The organism is Streptomyces sp. NPDC005496 (assembly GCF_042872045.1).
GTDB lineage: Bacteria > Actinomycetota > Actinomycetes > Streptomycetales > Streptomycetaceae > Streptomyces.
The window spans coordinates 672,055-693,296 of sequence record NZ_JBIAJQ010000005.1 but is presented as its reverse complement, the minus strand read 5'-3'; the positions used below and the strand labels follow the sequence as shown (position 1 = coordinate 693,296).

The following is a 21,242-nucleotide window of genomic DNA, read 5'->3' as shown; positions in this document are numbered from 1 at the left end:
AACATATCTGGCGTTGATTTTTGGCACGCTGTTGAGTTCTCAAGGAACGGACGCTTCCTTTGTACTCACCCTCTCGGGCTTTCCTCCGGGCGCTTACCTTCGGTCTTGCGTTTCCGACTCTATCAGACCGTTTCCGGTTCCGATTTCCTCGGTGCTTTCCAGGTTTCCGCTTTCGCGTTTCCCTCTCCGGCGACTCCGACTCTATCAGATCCTTTCGGGCCTGATTCCCAGTCAGCGGGGCTTGTCTTCGCGGCTGTTGGGCCGTTCCGACGTCCCAGACTTTAGCGGATCCGCTCGGCGGTTCCTAATCGGAGCCGCCGGAGTCAATCGAATTGAATTCGGACATGCCGAAATACAACCCGGTTGGGAGATCCTGCTGGTGGTTTGGGTGCCGCTTCAGCGGCGGAGGTGCTGTCGCAGAACCGTTACGGCCCCGCGGCAACTCGAAGAACCTTACGGATCCGGCAGATGGCTGTCAACCACCTCTGTCAAGATCTTTTGCGGGAGGCTCCGACACCCTCACTGACCGGGGTCGACGCTCTCAGTCGAGGTCGGTGAGACGGCCGCCCGCGTCGGGCTGGGCGTCCTCCACGCGGCGGAGGAGTCGGGTGAGCACCTCGCCCAGGACGCCGCGCTCGTCCGCGGACAGGTCTTGGAGCAGGTCCTCCTCGAAGACCGTGGCCAGGCGCATCGCCTCGAGCCACTTCTCGCGGCCCTCCACCGTCAGCTCGACGATGACACGCACCCGGTTGGTCTCGTCCCGCTCCCGGGTGACCAGCCCCTCCGTGACCATGCGGTCGATCCGATGGGTCATGGCGGCCGGCGTGAGGCCCAGCCGCTTGGCGAGCTCGCTCGGGCCCAGACGGTACGGGGCGCCGGAGAGGACGAGGGCCTTGAGGACCTCCCATTCGGCGTTGCTGATGCCGAGGGTGGCCGTCTGCCTGCCGTAGGCGACGTTCATGCGGCGGTTGAGCCGGCCGAGCGCCGAGACGATCTTCTCGACCTGGGGGTCGAGGTCGCGGAACTCGCGCTGGTAGGCCGCGATCTGTTCTTCGAGGGTCGGCTCGCTGACGCCGCCGCCGGGGGTGTCACCCATGGGCGCAGTATGGCACGCCCTCGCTTGGCTTCGAAGTCCTTGGAGGTGTACTGTTTAGCTTCGAACTTTAGCTCTGAAGTCTTCAGGGTTAACTCCTCATCCGTACCTCTGGACCGGCTCCCCGCTCGGGGGCCGGCCGGTCCTCGTTCCAAGGCAGGTGAAAGTGACCAGGGCGATGGGCGCAGCGATGCGCCGGATCCACGTGGGCAACGCACTCAGCGCGTTCGGGCTCGGCTTCACGGTTCCGTATCTGTACGTCTACGTGGCGCAGGTGCGGGAGCTGGGGGCCATGACGGCGGGGCTCGTGCTCGCCGTCTTCGCCGTGGCCGCGCTCGTGGTGCTTCCGTTCGCCGGGCGGGCCATCGTCCGGCGCGGTCCGCGGCCGGTCCTCGTCGCCGCCCTGGTCACCGCCGCCCTCGGAGCGCTGAGCCTGGGACTCGCGGGCAGTGCGACGACGGTCCTGCTGTCGGCCGCCGCGCTGGGTGCCGGTCAGGCCGTCATGCAGCCGGCGCTGGCCACGATGATCGTGGACTGCTCCACCGCGGACACCCGCTCGCGCGCCTTCGCCACGCAGTTCTTCCTGCAGAACCTGGGTCTCGGCGTCGGCGGCCTGATCGGCGGCCACCTCGTCGACACCACCCGCGCGGACTCGTTCACGCTGCTGTTCGCGATCGAGGCGGCGATGTTCCTGCTGCTCGCCGTGATCATGACGACGGTTCGGATGCCGCACGCGCCGCGGGTCGAGGGTGCCCCGCAGGCCAGGGGCGGCAGCTGGAAGCAGCTGCTCGGCAACCGGGCCATGGTGCAGCTGTGCGTCCTCGGCTTCGTGCTGTTCTTCGCCTGCTACGGCCAGTTCGAGTCGGGGCTGAGCGCGTACGGCGTCGAGGCGGCCGGTATCTCGACCTCCGCGCTCGGTACGGCTCTCGCGGCGAACACGGCGATGATCGTCGTCGCGCAGTTCGCGGTGCTGCGGTTCGTCGAGCGTCGCAAGCGGTCCCGGGTGATCGCCGCGGTCGGGCTCATCTGGGCCCTGGCGTGGGTCGTGGCCGGGTACGCGGGCCTCGGGCACGGCAGCCAGACCATGGCGACGGCCGCGTTCGTGTCGACGTACGCGCTGTTCGGTCTCGGTGAGGCGATGCTCTCCCCGACGGTCGCGCCGCTGGTCGCCGACCTGGCTCCGACCGGCATGGCGGGCCAGTACAACTCCGCCTTCGCGCTGGTGAAGCAGCTCGCGCTGGCGGTCGGCCCGGCGGTGGGCGGTCCGATGGGCGCGTCCCTGCACGCGCCGTACGTCGTGACGTTCCTGCTGTTCTCGCTCGGCATCACCTACCTGGCGGTCCGGCTCGGACGGCAGCTCACCCCCGTGCAGAACCAGCCGTCGCTCGCGCGCAGCCGGGTGGTGGCGCAGGGCGGTGCGCCGGCCGAGCCGGCCCGCTCCAGCGCCTGACGGGAGCGGCCGCTCAGCCCACCTCGCGCGGCAGGGCGAACTCGCACCACACCGCCTTGCCGCCGCCCGGCGTGCGCCGGGAGCCCCAGCCGGAGGCGATCGTGGCGACGATGGCGATGCCGCGTCCCGCCTCGTCGCCCGGTTCGGCGCGGCGGCGGCGTGGCAGGTGGTCGTCGCCGTCGGTGACCTCGATGATCAGGCGCCGGTCGGTCCGGCGCAGCCGCAGCCGCATCGGCGGGGTGCCGTGCTGGAGGGAGTTGGCGACGAGTTCGCTGGCGGCCAGCACGCCGAGGTCGTGCAGCTCGCGCGGGAAGCGCCAGCTGGTGAGCACCCCGGAGGCGAAGGCACGCGCGCGTGGGGTGGCCTCCACCCCGCCGAGCAGCTCCAGTGCGGCGTTGCGGAAGAGCTCGCTGTCGGGGCCGGTGCGGGCCGGGTGCTGGAGGACCAGGACGGCGACGTCGTCGTCGTGGTCGGCCGTCACCCCCGCCGAGCGGACCAGTCGGTCGCAGACGACCTGCGGGGTGCCGGTCGCGCCGGCCAGGGCGCGCTCCAGGGCGGCGATCCCCTCGTCGAGGTCCTCGTTGCGCCGCTCCACCAGGCCGTCCGTGTAGAGGACGGCCGTGGAGCCGGGGCCGAGCGGGACCGTGCCCGAGGCGTGCATCCAGCCGCCCGTGCCGAGCGGGGGCCCGGTGGGTTCGTCGGCGCGCAGCACGGTGCCGCTCTCGTCGCGTACGAGGATCGGCAGGTGGCCCGCGGACGCGTAGACCAACCGGCCTTCGTTCGGGTCGTGGATGGCGTACACGCAGGTGGCGATCTGGTTGGCGTCGATCTCCGTGGCGAGGCCGTCGAGGAGCTGGAGCACCTCGTGCGGCGGCAGGTCGAGCCGGGCGTACGCGCGGACCGCCGTACGGAGCTGGCCCATGACGGCGGCGGCACGCACCCCGCGCCCCATGACGTCGCCGATGACCAGCGCCGTGCGGCCGCCGCCCAGGGTGATGACGTCGTACCAGTCGCCGCCGACCGCGGCCTCGGTGCCGCCGGGGTGGTAGGTGGCGGCGACGCGCAGGTCGTCCGGTTCCTCCAGCTCCTGGGGCAGCAGGGAGCGCTGGAGGGTGACGGCGGTCTCGCGCTGCCGGCGCTCGCTGGCGCGCAGCCGCTCGGCGGCCTCGGCGTGGTCGGTGACGTCGGTGGCGAAGATCAGCACGCCGCCGCCCCGGCCATCGGTGCCGTCGTCCCCGTCGGGCGTGTCCACGGGGGTGCAGGTAAAGGTGTACGAGCGGCCGTCGGGTGTCCTGCGGGACTTGACCGTGCGCGGTTTGGCACTGCGCAGCACCTGGTCGAGGAGGGGCAGCAGGCCCAGCCCGTCCAGTTCCGGCAGGGCCGAGCGCGCGGGCTCGCCGAGGGGGCGTACGCCGAAGGCGGTCACGTACGCGTCGTTCACGTACGCGATGCGGTGGTCGGGGCCGTGCACGAGGGCGACGAGGGCGGGGACGCGGTCGAGGACCTCGCGCACCGGCAGTACGTCGACCGCGGGCACGTGCGGCGCGGCGTCGGTCAGCTGCTCGACGCGGGCCGCGGGCACGGATCCGTCGCCCCGCCGGTCCTGGGTGACCGGATGGTCGCCGCGCGCCGCGGCGCGGCGCTGCGTTCCGGGGAGTCGGGCGCTCCAGCGCGTGAAGTTCACGAGTCCTTGCCTCGGGTTCATGGCCCCCGGCCGGCACGGTCGGCCGGGGGGCCGGGGGTCTCCCCCGGGGGATACAGCACGTGGGAAAAAGCGTCGTGGGTCCGAAGAGCGGGGCGGCGGACCCGCCCGGCCGGGGAACAGTCTGGCCGACCGGACCGACATCCGTCAGACGCGGGCCCCTCCGGCGGAGTTCCTGGCTCCGGTCAGGACGACCCCTTCGGGTCCCGGGCGGGTTTTCCACCGGCCGCGAGTTCGAACTCGGCACGGGGGTGTTCGAGTGAGCCGAGGGAGACGATCTCCCTCTTGAAGAGCCCCGACAGGGTCCATTCGGCCAGGACGCGGGCCTTCCGGTTGAAGGTCGGGACCCTGCTCAGGTGGTAGGCGCGGTGCATGAACCAGGCAGGGTAGCCCTTCAGGCGCCGTCCGTAGACGTGGGCCACGCCCTTGTGCAGCCCGAGCGAGGCGACGGAGCCGGCGTACCGGTGGGAGTACGTCTCCAGCTCCTCGCCGCGCAGGGCGTGGGCGATGTTGTCGCCGAGGAGCTTCGCCTGGCGCACCGCGTGCTGGGCGTTGGGCGCGGTCTGCGCGCCGGGCTTCCCGGCGGCGACGTCGGGGACGGCGGCCGCGTCACCCGCGGCCCACGCGTGCGGGGCGCCGTCCACGGTGAGCCGGGCCGTGCACTTCAGGCGCCCGCGCTCGTCGCGCGGCAGGTCGGTGGCGGCGAGGAGCGGGTGGGGTTTCACGCCGGCCGTCCACACGACGGTGCGGGTCGGGAAGCGCGCTCCGTCGCTGAGGACGGCGACCCGGTCGGCGCACGATTCCAGCCGCGTCTCCAGGCGTACGTCGATGTTGCGCCGCCGCAGCTGGGTGACCGTGTACCTGCCCATCTCCTCGCCGACCTCGGGCAGGATGCGCGGCGAGGCCTCCACGAGGATCCACTTCATGTCCTCGGGACCGATGTTGTGGTAGTACCGCGTGGCGTACCGGGCCATGTCCTCCAGTTCGGCGAGGGCCTCCGTGCCCGCGTAGCCGCCGCCCACGAACACGAAGGTCAGGGCCGCGTCGCGGACCGCGGGGTCGCGGGTGGAGGAGGCGATGTCCATCTGCTCGATGACGTGGTTGCGCAGGCCGATGGCCTCCTCGACGGTCTTGAAGCCGATGCCGTGGTCGGCGAGGCCGGGGACCGGCAGGGTGCGCGAGACCGAGCCGGGCGCGAGGACCAGTTCGTCGTAGGTGAGCTCCTCCGCGCTCGCGCCCTTCTCCTCCGTGGCCGGGGTGGTGAAGACCGCCGTGCGCGCGGCGTGGTCGATCGACAGGACCTCGCCGACGACGACCGTGCACCGGTCGAGGACCCGCCGCAGTGGGACGACGACGTGGCGCGGCGAGATCAGACCGGCGGCCGCCTCGGGCAGGAACGGCTGATACGTCATGTAGGGGTCCGGGGAGACCACGACGACCTCGACCTCGCCCCGTCTGAGCTCCGGTTTCAGCTTCCGCTGCAGTTGCAGCGCGGTGTACAGCCCCACATAGCCGCCACCGACGATGAGAATGCGTGCGTTCTTCCGGGGTTCGGGGGTCGTCCCCTGATTGATCTCAGCCGTCACCATCCCATGACGCACCCGGCGCCTGCGTTTGTCCACAGCCCCGACAAATTGTGTGACCGGCGGTCGCCGTCGCGCGGGGTCGGCCGAATTGCCGGAGTACGGAGAAGACGCCCAGCTCAGTGGGGGCGCACGGGGTGGGTAGAGGGGGCGCAATCGGGAGGTAACAGACCCGTGCTCCGATCGGGGGGCGCTCTGTGCGGAACCTGCCCCTTCTGAATTGACCCCCTCTCAACTATGTTCGTGTGTCGACGGGGTGCAGGGGGATGTGCTCGACGGGCCGCAGGAGCGGACCCGTGAAACACGCTCGTTCCACACGCTCCGGCTTTTCAATGGCGGGGAGAGTCTCCGGGGGGAGACGTCATTACCGGGGGAACGCTTATGCACATTCAGGACTCTCATTGGTCTTCCGCGTCGGCCATCGCACCCGGTGGCGCACTCGGCGCGGCAAGCGGCAACGGACGCGGTCCGGGGGACGGTTCCCGTACCACCCCGTTGCGCGTGGACGCACAGCGCAATCTGGAACACGTACTGCGCGCGGCGCGCGAGGTCTTCGGCGAGCTGGGGTACGGCGCGCCGATGGAGGACGTCGCACGGCGCGCCCGGGTGGGTGTCGGCACGGTCTACCGGCGCTTCCCGAGCAAGGACGTCCTGGTGCGCCGGATAGCCGAGGAGGAGACGTCCCGGCTGACCGACCAGGCGCGTACGGCGCTCGGCCAGGAGGACGAGCCGTGGTCGGCGCTGTCGCGCTTCCTGCGGACGTCGGTGGCCTCGGGCGCCGGGCGGCTGCTGCCGCCGCAGGTGCTGCGGGTGGGCGTCGCCGACGAGGGCGCCGACGGCGTGCTCGCGGAGGAGGCCCGGGTGCCGCACCAGCGGACCCAGCCGGCGGCCGAGCTGCGGCTCGTCGAGGACACCGCGCCCGATCCGGGTGACGACACCGGCGCCGCGGCGCTGCTCGAGGTCGTCGGCCGGCTCGTGGACCGGGCCCGCGCGGCGGGCGAGCTGCGGGCGGACGTGACCGTCGCGGACGTCCTGCTGGTCATCGCGACGGCCGCGCCCTCACTGCCGGATCCCGCCCAGCAGGCCGCGGCCTCGGCCCGGCTGCTGGACATCCTGCTGGAGGGCCTGCGGTCCCGGCCGCTGTAGAAGCACGGCGTGAGGATCGCCGCGAGAGGCCGCCGGTCGTGTCCGGCGCGCCTCCCGCGGCGGCCCCGCCCCGCTCTCCCGCGCGCCGGGCGGGCATTTCGGGCAGGACGCCAACTTCCGTACAGCCGCGCCCTGTTGGCGCCGCGAGAAGCGGTGAAGCCTTCCCCGAACAGGTGACGGTCAGTACCGCCGTACGAAAAAACCCCACGGACGAGTGGTTGATCCCCGCGCCCCGGCTCCTCAGGGGCCCCGTGTGCCACGCTTTCCCGGTATCCGGGTCGAGTGTGCAGGCGGGGGCAGTCCGCGATGAGTGTTGACGGACGGGACGAGTCGCCCGGCGACGCGGGCGCGGAGCCCGACGGACCGGCCGCGCGGCAGGTCCCGGGCCAGGGCCGCTCGCACGGTGGCCGCCCCCTCCCCGCGACCGCGGACACCTCCGCGGACGGGACGCCGCAGCCCAGCGTCCCCTCACAGCGCGAGCGCCGCGAGGACGGCGTGCTGCCGCCGCCGGCCGAGCTGCCGCCGTCCGACGCCGACCTGATCGAGCGGATGCGCGCGGGCGACGACACGGCCTACGAGGCGCTGTACCGCCGCCACGCCGACGCCGTACGCCGTTACGCGCGCACCTGCTGCCGGGACGGGCACACCGCGGAGGACCTCACGGCCGAGGTGTTCGCGCGCATGCTCCAGGCGGTGCGGGGCGGCAGCGGCCCCGAGCACGCCGTACGGGCGTACCTGCTCACCAGCGTCCGCCGCGTCGCCGCGCACTGGACGAAGACGGCGAGGCGGGAGCAACTCGTCGACGACTTCGCGGTGTTCGCCGCGCAGGCCGCCCACAACCCCGAGGTCCGCGACGACGACACGCTCGAACTCGGCGCGGACGTGCGGGCGATGCACGAGGCCGAGCAGTCGATGGCCATGCAGGCGTTCCGGTCGCTGCCCGAGCGCTGGCAGGCCGTGCTCTGGCACACCGAGGTCGAGGACGAGTCGCCGAGCGAGGTCGCCACGCTCTTCGGGCTCGACGCGAACGGCACCCGCGTCCTCGCCAGCCGCGCCCGCGAAGGACTCAAGCAGGCCTACCTCCAGGCCCACGTCAGCACCACGCTCATCGCCGACGAGGAGTGCGCGCGCTACGCCGACCGGCTCGGCGCCCACGCGCGCGGCGGACTGCGCAGCCGGGCCGAGCGCGGGCTGCGCAAGCACCTGGAGGAGTGCGTCAAGTGCCGCCTCGCGGCGGGTCAGATCAAGGAAGTCGCCGGCGGCATCCCCGCCGTCGTACCGGTCGCGGTGATCGGCTGGTTCGGGGCCGCCGGGTACGCCAAGGCGGTCGCGCTCGTCGCGGGCGGCACCGGGGTCGGCGCCGCGGGTGCGGCCGCCGCCGCGGGCGGTTCCGCCGGAGGGGCCGGTGGCGCGGCGGCCTCCGAGGGGCTCGGCGCGCCGGCCAAGGCCGGTATCGCGGCGGGAGTCGCCGCGGTGGCCGTCGCGGCGGTCGCCCTCGCGCTCGTCGGCGACGACAGCCCCGCGAGGAAGCCCGAGGCCAGGCCGAGCGCGTCGCACGCCGTCGAGTCGCAGGCCCCGGAGCCCGCCCCGGACCCGCCGGGGAAGGCGTCCCGGCGGCCGCCGGTGGTCGCCGCCGGCGCCCCGACCCCGGCCCCGGCGACGACCCCGGCGCCCGCTCCCCGGCCCACGCGGGCCGAGCCGTCCCCGACGCCCAGCCGTACGAAACCGGCGCCGGCCCCGGCACCCCGGCCCACCCCGAAGCCCACACCCCCGCCGCCGCCCGCGCCCGCGCCCGCGCCCGCCGTCTACCCGTGGAACGAGCTGAAGTACGGCCTGACCGGTGACGGCACCGAGCCCGAGATGCGGCTCGGCGAGAGCAGCTGGGTGTGGCAGCGGTGGGGCGTCTCGGTCGGCGGCCGGGAGTACGCGCGCGGAGTGACCGTGCACGGCAAGTCCTCGGTGACCATCGACCTGAACCGCGACTGCACGGCGTACGACGCGGTGGTCGGCGTCGACGACATGACGCTGGGGCTCGGCAGGGTGCGGTTCTCCGTGTACGCCGACGGCTCGCGTCTGTGGCGGTCCCCGCTGCTGGCCGGCGGCGACCGCGCGGTCCCGGTCCACGTGGACCTCACCGGCCGCCGGACCATCCGCCTCGCCGTCGACCCCGACACCTCGTTCGACGCCGTGACGCTCGCGGACTGGGCGGACTCGGCGTTCAGGTGCCGCTGAGCCGCGCGAGGGCTACCCGGCGTCCAGGGCCTCCTTCAAGGTGAGCAGGACGCCGTCGGGGGTGAGGCCGCCGCCCAGCGCGCGCTCGGACTCGTAGCGGGCGCGGCCGAGGGACGCGCGCGCCTCGGCCGTGATGCGCTCGGCGTGGCAGCTCTCCGGCATCGGACGCGGGTGGCCGCCCCGCCAGCGCTCTCCGGCGGCGAGCAGGCGGACCGCGCGCGCGAGGTCGCCCGTCTCGGCGAGCAGCCGCGCCGCGTTGTCGGCGAGGGTGGCCGTCACCCACTCCGCGCAGCGCGCGTCCATGGCGTCGCGCAGGGTCTCGGTGATCTTCGCCAGGCCCCGCTCCGGGGTCGTCTCGATCGCCGTGATCATGGCGTCGAGCTGGCCGAGGGCGGCGAGGAACTGCGGCGGCGGGGTGCCCCGGCGGGACTCCGTGCGCGCCGCCCGGAGCAGCTCGCGCGCCTCGCCGGCCGCCCCGTCGTCCAGCGCCATGTGGGCGCGCATCATCAGGACGAAGGCCCGGGAGTCCGTCACCCCGTGGCGCTCGGCGGCCTCGCTCGCCCGGTCCAGGAGGGCCAGCGACTGCGAGCGGTCGCCCGCGCGGTACGCGATCTCGGCGAGCCGCGCGATGAGGAACGGCGTCTCCGTGTGGGCGCCCACCTCGTGCGCGAGGCGCAGCGCGTCCTCGTACTCGCCCCGCGCGTCCTCGAACCGGCCGCGCACCATCGCCGTCTCCCCGGCCGCGCTGCACACCTGGGCGCGCATCCAGCGGTCGCCGACGCGGCGGCTCAGGGTGCGGAGCTCGGCGAGGTCGCCGTCGATGTCGTGCAGCCCGCCGGGTGAGTCGACGACCATGTGCGTACGGAACATGAGGATGACGCCGACCTCCCAGTCGCCGCCGTACGTACGGCAGTTGGCGAGGGCGGCGTCCAGGGCGGGCCGCAGGTCCTCCGATGAGCCCAGGAAGTAGACGGCGAGCGGCCAGACCAGTCCCGGCATGACCGCCGCGTCCGGACCGCCCTTCTCGAAGACGCGGCGGACCCGGCGGATGTACTCCGGAGTGAGCCGGTCCCGGAGCGACTCCAGGGGCTGCGCCTCCATGACGAGGAACAGCTCCTGCATACGGAGGTTCATCCGCAGGCGGTGCAGCGGGTGCTCCTCGCCGTCGGCGTCCGCCAGGCAGGCCCCGGCGGGGTCGACGCCGGACAGCGCGGCGAGCAGGTCGTCGCCGCGGGCGTCCGGGCCCGCGTCCAGGACGAGCCCCAGGCGCAGCACGCGGTCGGTCCATTCCGCGCCCTCGGCACGGTCGTTGCGCAGCCACCAGAACCAGCCCATGGCGAGGACGAGGGCGCCGGCCTCCTCCTCCGCACCGGCGTGGACCGCCCGCCAGAGCGCCGCCCGGATGTTGTCGAGCTCGCTCTCCAGGCGCCGGATCCAGGGGAGTTGGCCGGCTGAGCGCAGCTGGGGCTCGGCCTCCTCGACGAGGGCGCGCACCCAGGCGCGGTGGCGCCGCTCGGCCGCGTCCCGCAGCCCGGGCACCTCGGCGGCGCGTTCACCGGCGTACTCGTGGATGGTCTCCAGCATCCGGTACCGCATCCCGCCGTCCTCGCCCGGTGTCGCGACGACCAGGGACTTGTCCACGAGCGCCCCGACGAGGTCGGCCGCGGGCCCGGTGCACACCGCCTCCGCCGCCGCGAGGTCCCAGCCGCCCGCGAACACGGACGCCTCGCACAGCACGGTGCGTTCCCGCTCGTCGAGGAGGTCCCAGGACCAGTCGACGACGGCGCGCAGCGTCTGCTGGCGGGGCAGGACCGTGCGGCTGCCGGAGGTGAGCAGTCGGAAGCGGTCGTCCAGGCGGTCGGCGATCTGGCGCGGGGTGAGCATCCGCAGCCGGGCGGCGGCCAGTTCGATGGCCAGCGGCAGTCCGTCGAGCCGCCGGCAGATCTCGTCCACCGCCTCCGGGTCGTGCACGGCGTCCGCGTCGGGGCGGACGGCGGCGGCCCGCTCCACGAAGAGCCGGCGGGCGGGGTCGGGCGGCAGCGGCTCCACCGGGCGGACCGACTCGCCCGGCACACCGAGGGGTTCGCGGCTGGTGGCGAGGATCGTGAGGCCGGGGCAGTGCGTCAGCAGGGTCTCGGCGAGGGCGGCCGCGGCGTCGATGACGTGCTCGCAGTTGTCGAGGATCAGCAGCAGGCTGCGCGCGGCGCAGTGCTCGACGAGCAGGGCGAGCGGGTCGGTCGCCGCCGTGGCGGACATCTCGTTCGTGACGAGCACGGTCTCGCGCAGGCCGAGGGCGCCGACGACCGCGCCGGGCACCGCCTCCGGCCGCTCCAGCGGAGCCAGTTCGGCGAGCCACGCCTGCGGCAGGCCGGCGGCGGCCTCCTCGGCGAGGCGGGTCTTGCCGGAGCCGCCGGGTCCGGTCAGCGTGACCAGGCGGGCCCGGCGCACGTCCGCGCGGATGGACTCGATCTCGGGTTCCCGCCCGACGAAGGAGTTCAGCCGCCGCCGGATGTTCCCGCCGCGCGGCTCCGGCCGTACGGGTGCGGGAACCGGCGCCTCGGACTCCCCGAGCAACTCGCCGTGCAGCGCCCGCAGTTCCGGTCCCGGGTCGGTGCCGAGCCCTTCCAGGAGGGCGCGGCGCGCGGTCTCGTACGCCGCGAGGGCGTCCGGCGTCGCGCAGGGCGTGGATGAGGAGCGCGTGCAGTGGTTCGTCGTAGGGGTGCGCGGCGGTCAGTTCCCGCAGCTCCGGCACGACGTCGGGGGCGCGGCCCAGTCGCAGGTCGGCGGCGAGGCGGGTACGGGTCGCCTCCAGGCGCAGGGCCTCCGCGGGGGTCGCCGCGTCACGGTCGGGGAGGTCTGCGAGGGCGGGGCCGCGCCAGAGGGCGAGGGCTTCGCGCAGCTCGTCCGCGGCACTGTGCGCGTCGCCCCGGGCGAGGGCGGTCTTGGCGTCGCGCACGAGGCGTTCGAAGACGTACAGGTCGACGTCGTCCCGTGCGGCGGCGAGGCGGTAGCCGCCGGGCCCGGAGATGACAGCGTCCTTGCCGAGGGCCCGGCGGAGGCGGCCGACCAGGGCCTGCAGCGCCGCGGGGGCGTCCTGGGGCGGGTCGTCCGCCCACACCTCGTCGATCAGGGTCTCGGGGGTGGTCGTGCGGTCGGGGCGCAGGGCGAGGGCGGTGAGGAGTGCGCGGACTCGGGGGCCGCCCATGGCTATGGGGGTTCCCTGGTCGTCCTCCGCCTGGGTGACGCCCAGGATTCTGTACCGCACGCCCCCATTCTCACCGCCCCACCATCCCCCAGCACCCCCTTTCCCCGGCGAGCCCCACCCCGACCTCACCAGCCCCGGCCCACTCCCCGCCCATACGCCGGCCTCGGAAACCCCAACAGACCAGGCAACCCGAACCACGAAGCCCCCACGTACAGCAGCCCCCGCTGCCTCGGCCGACGCCGGGGTGGGACGGCGAACCCGGCGCCTACGGGGAGCCGCCTGCGCCCACCCTCCCCCACTTTCGGCTCCGTTCGAGCGGGGGGACCCCCATCGCCCCAGCGGCACGATTGCCCGCAGCTGGGGTGACGACGGCCCGCAGCCGCCCTCCGACCGAAGGGGCCGTGCCGGTACTTCAACTGGCCGTCGAGACGGGGACGTACGCAACCGAGGAACGCTGGTCACGGACGCCAGCGACAACTACCGACGGCCGGATGTACCGGCACGGCCCCGACCCACCCACCGGACGGCCAGCGCCCGACGCCCACCCCACCGGACACCGCCCAGGACAACCCCGCTCAAGGCGCCCCCGCCAGCCCCCGTCGCCCCGACCCCAGCACCCGCCCCTGCGGCGCGATCCCCGCGGGTACCGCCCGCTGCCGGGCCGGCGTCCCCGTCCAGCACGTGCCCCGGCGGCTCAGCAGCCGACGGAGCCACAGCTCCAGGGAGACCAGGTCCGCGAGCCCGTCCAACGGCAGCGGCTCCCCGTCCGCCGCAGCCCGCAGCGCCCTGCGGACCACCCGCGCCTCGACCAGCCCCGCCTCCGCGAGCAACGGCGTGTCGAACAGGGCGATCAGCGAGTCCACGGACACCCGCAGCCCCGTCCGGACGGCCGCCGCGGAAGAGGCGTTGGACGGCGCGCCCCAGCCCGCGGGGAGGTCACCGACCCCGGCCCCCTCCAGCACCGTACGGAGGATCGCCGCCCGCGCCCCGGGCTGCACCCGCAGCGCCTCGGGCAGCGCCCGGCACGCCCGCACGACCTGGTTGTCGAGGAACGGCGCGTGCAGCCGCTGGAAGCGGATCTCCACCGCCTGCTCCAGGATGCGCAGGTCCGCCGCGTGCCGCGCGAGCGCCGCACGCGCGCGGAAGTCCCCGGGCCGCTGCCCGGGACTCACCCCCGCCCGCCCGGACGCCGCCTGGAGACGAACCGATACTTCAGCGAGAGCCTCCCCGGTCAGCCACCGCGCGGCGGGCCCGGGCCGGGCCCAGGTGAGCGCGGAGAGGGAGGCCCCGACGGCCCCGACGGGCTCCTCGAACCGGCGGTGCAGCAGCCGGTCGGCGAGGACGTCGACCCCGGCCCGGTACGGCGTACGGGCCAGCTTGCGCGCCGCGCCGTACACGCGCGCGGGGACCATGACGGACCCGTCGGCCCGGGTGAGCGCGGCGACGGGCCGCACGAGATGGCGCCGCTTGCGGTCCATCAGGAGATCCGCCAGCCGGGCGGGGTGCGCGTCGAGCACCTGCCGCGCCCCGTACCCGGTGAAGTGGTCGGCGCTGCCCGCGGCGAGCCGGGCCCGGTGCCGGGCGGCCGTCACCAGCGAGGGCGCGGGCTCGTCGGTGAGCGGCCCGTCCAGGTCGGCGTAGGGCAGGACCTCCTCCCCGCCGGCGACGACCACGTGGTGCAGCCGGGGGTTGGCGGCCAGCGACCCGGCCCGCTCCAACTCGGCCTCACGCCCGCTGACGGCGAGGTCGTTGAAGGTGACGGCGAGGAGTCGCTCGCCCGCGCCGGTGCCGTGGCCCAGCACGGTGCCGGGCATCCCGGGGAGCCCGGCGGCGAGGAGCGCGAGGGTCCCCGAGGCGGGGCCGCCGGAGAGGTCGGCGCCGATGCCGGGGACGGGCATGCCGCGGGCGGCGCGCCGCTCGGCGGGGCCCATGCCGGGCACGGGACCGGGGTCGACGTCGGCACCGGGCACGTGCCGGGGCGCGGCGAGCCGGGCGCGTACGGCGTCGACGAGGGCGTCCCGGACGGCGTCCACGGAGGCGGTGGGATCGGCGGCCGGTGCGGCGACGGCGAGCGAGGCGACGGCCTCGTACCCGGCGATCTCCCGGGCCCCCGCGCGCAGGATGAGCGCGTGTCCGGGCGGGATGCGCCGCACGCCGTCGTATGGCGTGGAGTCGTGCACGGCGGCGGGCACGTCGGGAGCGGCGAGCAGCGCGGCGAGGTGTCCGAAGTCGAGGTTGGCCTCGATGAGGTCGGCGAGGGGCAGCGCGGCGGTCGCGTAGGCCGTACCGCCCGCCCAGGGGGTGTAGAACACGGGCCGGGCGCCGGCGAGATCGCCGCAGACGGTGACGCGGCGGCCGGCCTGGACGATGGCGGTGTAGCTGCCGGGCCAGGCGGTGAGATGGCGAAGTGCCCCTCCGCGGGCGGCGAACAGCCCCACGCGCAGTTCCTCGTCGGAGGCGCCGCAGGTGCCGAGGACGGCGATCCGGTTCTGCGCGCCCGCGTTGACGACGCGCACCTCGTCGGGGCGCCAGTCGCCGACCGCCCAGAGCGGATCGGGGTCGCCCCAGAGCAGTTGGGAGCCGACCGGGTGCACGGTCTCGCCGTCGCTCCCGGTGGCACCCGCCGAGCCGACCTCAGAGGCCCTGGCGGCGGTACTGCTCCACCCCACCAACCACCGCATCGCCGCCTCCACAGGCTGTGGACAACCAGTGCACCGCACGAACTGGGCACCATGCTGCCACGAAGCGGGCACGCTGGAAGGCCTGTGGGACTGCTTGCGCCCCCGGAACGCGCCCCCGCGGACCCCGGGCAGGTCCCCGACCGGCCATGCGGCGGATGCCGGGAAGCAGTCGAGGGACCGTCAGAGGGACTTCGGCGAGGGTGAGTTGACGCACCGGCGAAGGGCCGGTGGAGGGTCGGCGGACGGGAGCCGGGGAGGCGCGGCCAGGGCTGCCGCCAGGGCGGTCACGAAAGACACCCCCACGAACAGCGACTCGAATGCGCCCCCGATACGCTCCCCAAAGGCACCCCGCGCGCCCTCAAGTGACGTGGTGAGACGGCGTATTGACCTCCCGAGGGACCGTCGATAACAAGCCAAATCGGTGCTGGATGGCCACGCGCGCACACGCTCCGTACAGGCCGTGCGGAGGGCCGGCGACCTCCAGTCCGGGAGGCGGAGTTCGCCTCCCGGACCGATCCGCCGCCCGCGGGGATGTAGGCGGCGGTGTCCCCCAGCCCACCGGATCCAGTACAGCGGGCCGACCCACGCGTCCTCATGGAAGCGCTCCCCCCGTGGCCGGAGAAGAGCGCACGGGCGGGCGCACGGCCACACAACGGGAGCACGCCGCAACACTCCGTACTGCCGTGCGGACCACAATCCCGCCATCCGGAAGTACGCCCCTTAACGCTTGGGATTGGGCGAACTACGCTGGGTTTACGAATGCCGCGTGGTTATGCCAGCGCGGCAGCCGTCTGTGTCGAGGGGTGGCGCATGTCCAGGGAGCAACGCGGGCCGAACGAAAAACTCGGCACCGTTCTCGCCCTCGCGGGAATCAGCAACGCGGGCCTCGCCCGGCGCGTCAACGACCTTGGCGCCCAGCGCGGTCTGACTCTTCGCTACGACAAGACGTCGGTGGCGCGCTGGGTGTCGAAGGGAATGGTGCCCCAGGGTGCCGCCCCGCACCTCATCGCGGCCGCCATCGGGCAGAAACTCGGCCGCCCCGTACCGCTCCACGAGATCGGTCTGGCGGACGCGGACCCCGCACCCGAAGTGGGCCTCGCCTTCCCGCGCGACGTGGGACAGGCGGTGCGGTCGGCGACGGAGCTGTACCGCCTCGACCTGGCCGGCCGCCGGGCCGGCGGCGGCATCTGGCAATCGCTCGCCGGTTCCTTCGCGGTGAGCGCCTACGCGACGCCCGCCTCACGGTGGCTGATAACCCCGGCCGACAGTTCGGTGGCACGCGACGCGAACCCCGGTGAGGGTTCCGGAGCACCGCTGAAAGTCGGCCACAGCGATGTGCTGAAACTGCGCGAGGCCGCCGAGGACGCCCGACGCTGGGACTCCAAGTACGGCGGCGGCGACTGGCGTTCGTCGATGGTGCCCGAGTGCCTGCGGGTGGAGGCGGCGCCGCTGCTGCTCGGCGCGTACTCCGACGAGGTCGGCCGGGCACTCTTCGGGGCGAGCGCCGAGCTGACCCGCCTCGCCGGCTGGATGGCCTTCGACACCGGCCAGCAGGAGGCCGCCCAGCGCTACTACATCCAGGCGCTGCGCCTGGCCCGCGCCGCCGCGGACGTCCCCCTGGGGGGCTACGTCCTGGCGTCGATGTCCCTCCAGGCCACCTACCGGGGCTTCGGCGACGAGGGCGTCGACCTCGCCCAGGCCGCCCTGGAGCGCAACCGCGGGCTGGCCACCGCGCGCACGATGAGCTTCTTCCGCCTTGTCGAGGCGCGGGCCCACGCGCGCGCGGGTGACGCCCACGCGGCCGGCGGTGCCCTGAAGGCGGCCGAGGGCTGGCTGGAGCGGGCCCGCGACGGTGATCACGACCCGTCCTGGCTCGGCTTCTACTCGTACGACCGCTTCGCCGCCGACGCGGCCGAGTGCTACCGCGACCTGAAGGCCCCGCGCCAGGTCCGCCGCTTCACGGAGCAGGCGCTGTCGAAGCCGACGGAGGAGTTCGTACGCTCCCACGGGCTGCGGCTGGTGGTGTCGGCGGTCGCCGAGCTCGAGTCGGGCAACCTGGACGCGGCCTGCGAGCAGGGCGTGCGGGCGGTCGAGGTCGCCGGGCGCATCTCCTCGGCCCGCACCACCGAGTACGTGAAGGACCTGCTGCACCGCCTGGAGCCGTACGGGGACGAACCGCGCGTGGTGGAGCTGCGGGAGCGGGCGCGGCCGTTGCTGATGGCTCCCGCGTAGCCTCGCGGTCCCGCCGCTCCTGCGCACCCGCGGGCACGGGGAGCGCGATCCGGGTTTGAGGGCATTGTCAGTGGCGCAGTGCACTATCGAAGCCGGGAGGTGAAGCGGGTGCGGCAACGGGTTGCATACGACTGCGACGTGCTGGTGACCGGCGGCGGGATCGTCGGTCTGTCGGCCGCGTACGCGATCTCGCGCGCCGCACCGGGCACGCATGTGATGGTGCTGGAGAAGGAGCAGGGCCCCGCCCGTCACCAGACGGGCCGCAACAGCGGGGTCATCCACAGCGGGGTGTACTACCGCCCCGGCTCCATGAAGGCGCGCTACGCGGTCCGGGGCGCCGCCGAGATGACGAAGTTCTGCGCCGAGTACGGCATCGCGCACAGCGTCACCGGCAAGCTGATCGTCGCCACCGACAAGGCCGAGCTGCCCCGCCTGCACGCCCTCGTCCAGCGCGGCCGGGAGAACGGCATCGCGGTCCGCGAGCTGGGCCCCGCCCAGATCGAGGAGTACGAGCCGGAGGTCCGCGGACTGGCCGCCATACACGTCGGGACGACGGGGATCTGCGACTACGTGGCCGTGGCCCGCCGGCTCGCGGAGTCCTCCGGCGCCGAGATCCACTACGGCGCGCGGGTCGAGCGCGTCGACCGGCGCCCCGACCTCGGCGTCGCCGTCCGGACGGCCGACGGCCGGATCGTCCGCGCGCGCGTGCTGGTCAACTGCGCGGGGCTGCACTGCGACGAGATCGCCCGCCTCGCCGGGGACGACCCGGGGATGCGGATCGTCCCGTTCCGTGGCGAGTACTACACGCTGGCCCGCCCGGAGCTGGTGCGCGGACTGGTGTACCCGGTGCCGGACCCGGCGTTCCCCTTCCTCGGGGTGCATCTGACCCGGGGCATCGACGCGGGCGTGCACATCGGCCCGAACGCGGTCCCCGCGCTGGCCCGCGAGGGGTACGGCTGGGGCACGGTCCACCCGCGCGAGCTGGCGGCGACCCTGGCCTGGCCGGGCTCCTGGCGGATCGGACGCCGCCACTGGCGGTACGGGGCCGGGGAGCTGCGCCGCTCGGTGTCGAAGGCGGCGTTCACCGAGGCCGTCCGGCGACTGCTGCCCGCGGTCACCCCGGACGACCTGATACCGGCCCCGGCGGGCGTCCGCGCCCAGGCGGTCCTGCGGGACGGGACGCTGGTGGACGACTTCCTCATCCAGGAGCGCCCCCGGACGGTCCACGTGCTGAACGCGCCGTCGCCGGCCGCCACGGCCTCCCTCCCGATCGGCCGGGAGATCGCCCGCAGAGCCCTCAAGGCGCTGTCCCAGCCCTGACCCTCCCGGCAACGGGCCGCGACCGTGCCCGCCCGGCCCCGCGGGCGCGTCCTCCCCGGCCCGCCCGGGAGCGGCCCGTCCCCGGGGCGGGAGGCGCCGGGAGCCGTCCGCCGTAAAATCGACTCACTGTGTCTGATTCCCTCAACTCCTCCGAAGAGCCCCGGCCCTCCGCGGCCGAGGGCTCGCCGCGCCCTTCCCGTGCCAAGGGCGAGCCCCGCTTCCCCGACGGGCCGAAGCCCGATCCCGCCGGTTCGCACTTCGAGCGCCGGATCCGGAGCTTCCAGCCGCGGCGCAGCCGGGTGACGGCCGGCCAGGCGGACGCGCTCCAGCGGCTGTGGCCCAAGTGGGGACTGGACATCGACGGGCGCCCCCTCGACCTCGCGGAGCTCTTCGGCACCGACGGCCCCGTCGTCCTGGAGATCGGCTTCGGGATGGGCGAGGCCACCGCCCAGATGGCCGCCGCGGACCCGGACACCGGCATCCTGGCCGTCGACGTGCACACGCCCGGCCAGGGCAACCTGCTCAATCTCGCCGACCGGAACGGGCTGTCCAACATCCGGGTGGGCAACGGCGACGCGATCATCCTGCTCCGCGAGATGCTCGGACCGGACACCCTCGACGGACTGCGCGTCTACTTCCCGGACCCGTGGCCGAAGAAGCGCCACCACAAGCGCCGCATCATCCAGCCGGAATTCCTGACCCTGGCCGCGACCCGTCTGAAGCCCGGCGCCGTCCTCCACTGCGCGACCGACTGGGAACCGTACGCCGAGCAGATGCTCGACGTGCTGACCGCGCACCCGGACTTCGAGAACACCCAGCCGGACGGCGGTTACGCGCCGCGTCCCGGCTTCCGTCCGCTGACCCGTTTCGAGGGCCAGGGACTGGACAAGGGCCATGTGGTGCACGACCTGCTGTTCCGCCGTGCGGAGCACCGGGCCGAGGACCGGAACGAACGCCAAGAGGAACACGCTGACCAACCCCCCGCCGGCGACTGAGGCACCGCACGGCCCCCACCGGGTGCCGTCGCGGGCAGCGCCCCTCCCTCGTTAGGGTCGATGCCGTGGCCACCTTTCCTCCGTACCCGACGTACCCCACCGGCTCGGCCGACGGTGCGCTGCGGCATGCGCACTGGTGGCAGCACAGATGGGTGCGTTACGGCGCCCTGGTCACCCTGCTCGCGCTCTCCGGACTGGTCATCCTCGCGCTGGTCCGCCGGCAGACCGGCACCCAGGGCTTCCTGGTGGGCCTCGGCCTCGCCGTGCTGCCGGTCCCGCTCCTGCTGGCCGCGTTCCGCTGGCTGGACCGCGTCGAACCGGGCCCCTGGCGGAACCTGCTCTTCGCCTTCGCCTGGGGCGCCTGCGCGGCGGCGCTGATAGCGATCGTCGCCAACAGTTTCGCGACCCGGTGGATAGCGACAGCGACCGCTGACCCGTCCGGCGCCGACACGCTCGGTGCCACCGTCATAGCGCCCGTGGTGGAGGAGTCCGCGAAGGCGGCCGCCGTGCTGCTGGTCTTCCTGTTCCGCAGACGGGACTTCACCGGGATCGTCGACGGGGTCGTCATAGCCGGGGTGACCGCCACCGGCTTCGCCTTCACCGAGAACATCCTCTACCTCGGCAACGCCTTCGGCACCGACCAGCTCAACGGCGGCCGGGGCCTGGCGTCGGTGACCGCGGCGACCTTCTTCGTGCGCGTGGTGATGTCCCCGTTCGCGCACCCGCTGTTCACCGTCCTCACCGGCATCGGCTTCGGCATCGCCGCGCTGTCCGCGGACCGCCAGCGCCTGCGCCGGGTGCTGCTGCCGCTGTCCGGACTGCTGCTGGCCATGGGCATGCACGCGGTGTGGAACGGCTCCTCGTCCTTCGGCGAGTACGGCTTCTTCGCGGTCTACGCGGCCTTCATGGTCCCCGCGTTCGGCCTGCTCACCTGGCTGGTCATATGGACGCGCCAGCGGGAACTGCGCACCGTGCGCGCGGAGCTGCCCGCGTACGCCGTGGCGGGCTGGCTGACGGCGCCCGAGCCGTTCGTCCTGGGGTCCATGCGGGCGCGGCGTTTGGCTCGCGACTACGCCGCTCACCATTTCGGCAAGGCCGCCGCCCGGTCGGTCGCCGAGTACGAGTCCTACGCGACCTCGCTGGCGTTCCTGCGGCACCGCGGGCGCGCCGGCCGCGCGAGCGCCGACTTCGTCGTACGGGAGAGGGAGCTGCTGCACGAGCTGTGGCGGCGCCGGGAGGTAGCCCGGCCCTCCCTCGCGTACGCGGCCCGGGCGTCCGCCCCCGCGGTCGTACCGCCCTGGCCACCGCTGTACGCGCCGCCGCCCGTCCACCCGTACGCCGGCCCCCCGTCGGCGTACCCGGCGCCCCACCCGGGCCACGACCCCTACGGCGCGTACAACCCGTACCGCTCGTAGCGCGACCGGGGCGGAGCGACCGGCGGGACCTGTCTAGGGCCTGTCGTTTGGATCAGGTCGGCCGTGACAGACGGTTCGTCCCGGCCGACCCGAGCGGGGTCTGGTGCGTGCAGCTGCAAGGCGGAGGAGGGAGTCGAAGCGATGGGGGTCCCCCCGCTCGAGCGGAGCCGAGAGTGGGGGAGTCGGCG

Annotated in this window: 11 protein-coding genes and 1 pseudogene; 7 read left to right on the top strand and 5 right to left on the bottom strand. The window is 74.1% G+C overall.

What is annotated here, in order from left to right:
* Window positions 1-541 precede the first annotated feature (541 nt).
* Window positions 542-1,096 (bottom strand): MarR family transcriptional regulator, encoded by a 555-nt coding sequence (locus ACFYQQ_RS19160; RefSeq protein ID WP_355792894.1) that lies wholly within the window; start codon window positions 1,094-1,096, stop codon window positions 542-544.
* Window positions 1,097-1,271: 175 nt separating this feature from the next.
* On the opposite strand from ACFYQQ_RS19160, the gene ACFYQQ_RS19155 reads away from it, so the two are divergent.
* Window positions 1,272-2,543, top strand: a complete 1,272-nt coding sequence (locus ACFYQQ_RS19155) for an MFS transporter (protein ID WP_356176028.1) — start codon at window positions 1,272-1,274, stop codon at window positions 2,541-2,543.
* A 13-nt stretch (window positions 2,544-2,556) separates the two neighbouring features.
* Here ACFYQQ_RS19155 and ACFYQQ_RS19150 read toward each other — a convergent pair whose 3' ends face one another.
* Both ACFYQQ_RS19150 and ACFYQQ_RS19145 read right to left on the bottom strand, forming a co-directional pair.
* A complete protein-coding gene (locus ACFYQQ_RS19150) occupies window positions 2,557-4,227 on the bottom strand; it encodes a SpoIIE family protein phosphatase (RefSeq protein WP_388904862.1) in 1,671 nt (556 codons plus the stop codon).
* A gap of 203 nt (window positions 4,228-4,430) precedes the next feature.
* On the bottom strand, window positions 4,431-5,834 hold the full coding sequence (locus tag ACFYQQ_RS19145) for an FAD-dependent oxidoreductase (RefSeq protein WP_355787744.1): 1,404 nt from the start codon (window positions 5,832-5,834) through the stop codon (window positions 4,431-4,433).
* Window positions 5,835-6,209: 375 nt separating this feature from the next.
* On the opposite strand from ACFYQQ_RS19145, the gene ACFYQQ_RS19140 reads away from it, so the two are divergent.
* Window positions 6,210-6,974, top strand: a complete 765-nt coding sequence (locus ACFYQQ_RS19140) for a helix-turn-helix domain-containing protein (protein ID WP_356176034.1) — start codon at window positions 6,210-6,212, stop codon at window positions 6,972-6,974.
* Between the two features lie 306 nt (window positions 6,975-7,280).
* Window positions 7,281-9,206 carry a sigma-70 family RNA polymerase sigma factor gene (locus tag ACFYQQ_RS19135; protein WP_388904861.1) on the top strand — a complete coding sequence of 642 codons (1,926 nt, stop codon included), beginning with the start codon at window positions 7,281-7,283 and terminating at the stop codon, window positions 9,204-9,206.
* 12 nt (window positions 9,207-9,218) lie between these two features.
* On the opposite strand, the pseudogene ACFYQQ_RS19130 reads toward ACFYQQ_RS19135, so the two are convergent.
* Window positions 9,219-12,471 (bottom strand): annotated as a pseudogene (locus tag ACFYQQ_RS19130) (BTAD domain-containing putative transcriptional regulator).
* Window positions 12,472-12,986: 515 nt separating this feature from the next.
* The gene (locus ACFYQQ_RS19125; RefSeq protein ID WP_355790584.1) at window positions 12,987-15,092 is read right to left on the bottom strand and encodes an asparagine synthase-related protein; all 2,106 of its coding nucleotides are present in this window, start codon (window positions 15,090-15,092) and stop codon (window positions 12,987-12,989) included.
* A gap of 810 nt (window positions 15,093-15,902) precedes the next feature.
* On the opposite strand from ACFYQQ_RS19125, the gene ACFYQQ_RS19120 reads away from it, so the two are divergent.
* The 4 genes from ACFYQQ_RS19120 to ACFYQQ_RS19105 all read left to right on the top strand — a co-directional run bounded on the left by ACFYQQ_RS19120 (window position 15,903) and on the right by ACFYQQ_RS19105 (window position 21,054).
* Window positions 15,903-17,324: an MFS transporter gene (locus tag ACFYQQ_RS19120; protein WP_355790582.1), complete on the top strand. Its 1,422-nt coding sequence runs from the start codon at window positions 15,903-15,905 to the stop codon at window positions 17,322-17,324.
* Between the two features lie 108 nt (window positions 17,325-17,432).
* Window positions 17,433-18,644, top strand: a complete 1,212-nt coding sequence (gene lhgO / locus ACFYQQ_RS19115) for an L-2-hydroxyglutarate oxidase (protein WP_388904860.1) — start codon at window positions 17,433-17,435, stop codon at window positions 18,642-18,644.
* 128 nt (window positions 18,645-18,772) lie between these two features.
* The gene (trmB, locus tag ACFYQQ_RS19110) at window positions 18,773-19,639 is read left to right on the top strand and encodes a tRNA (guanosine(46)-N7)-methyltransferase TrmB (protein ID WP_356176045.1); all 867 of its coding nucleotides are present in this window, start codon (window positions 18,773-18,775) and stop codon (window positions 19,637-19,639) included.
* A gap of 65 nt (window positions 19,640-19,704) precedes the next feature.
* A complete protein-coding gene (locus ACFYQQ_RS19105; protein ID WP_356176047.1) occupies window positions 19,705-21,054 on the top strand; it encodes a PrsW family intramembrane metalloprotease in 1,350 nt (449 codons plus the stop codon).
* Window positions 21,055-21,242: the final 188 nt, after the last annotated feature.

Bases quoted from the DNA above. Each gene is read 5' to 3' on its own strand.
- ACFYQQ_RS19160 (WP_355792894.1), bottom strand. From the start codon at position 1,096: ATGGGTGACACCCCCGGCGGCGGCGTCAGCGAGCCGACCCTCGAAGAA.
- ACFYQQ_RS19155 (WP_356176028.1), top strand. From the start codon at position 1,272: ATGGGCGCAGCGATGCGCCGGATCCACGTGGGCAACGCACTCAGCGCG.
- ACFYQQ_RS19145 (WP_355787744.1), bottom strand. From the start codon at position 5,834: ATGGTGACGGCTGAGATCAATCAGGGGACGACCCCCGAACCCCGGAAG.
- ACFYQQ_RS19140 (WP_356176034.1), top strand. From the start codon at position 6,210: ATGCACATTCAGGACTCTCATTGGTCTTCCGCGTCGGCCATCGCACCC.
- ACFYQQ_RS19135 (WP_388904861.1), top strand. From the start codon at position 7,281: ATGAGTGTTGACGGACGGGACGAGTCGCCCGGCGACGCGGGCGCGGAG.
- ACFYQQ_RS19125 (WP_355790584.1), bottom strand. From the start codon at position 15,092: ATGCGGTGGTTGGTGGGGTGGAGCAGTACCGCCGCCAGGGCCTCTGAG.
- ACFYQQ_RS19120 (WP_355790582.1), top strand. From the start codon at position 15,903: ATGTCCAGGGAGCAACGCGGGCCGAACGAAAAACTCGGCACCGTTCTC.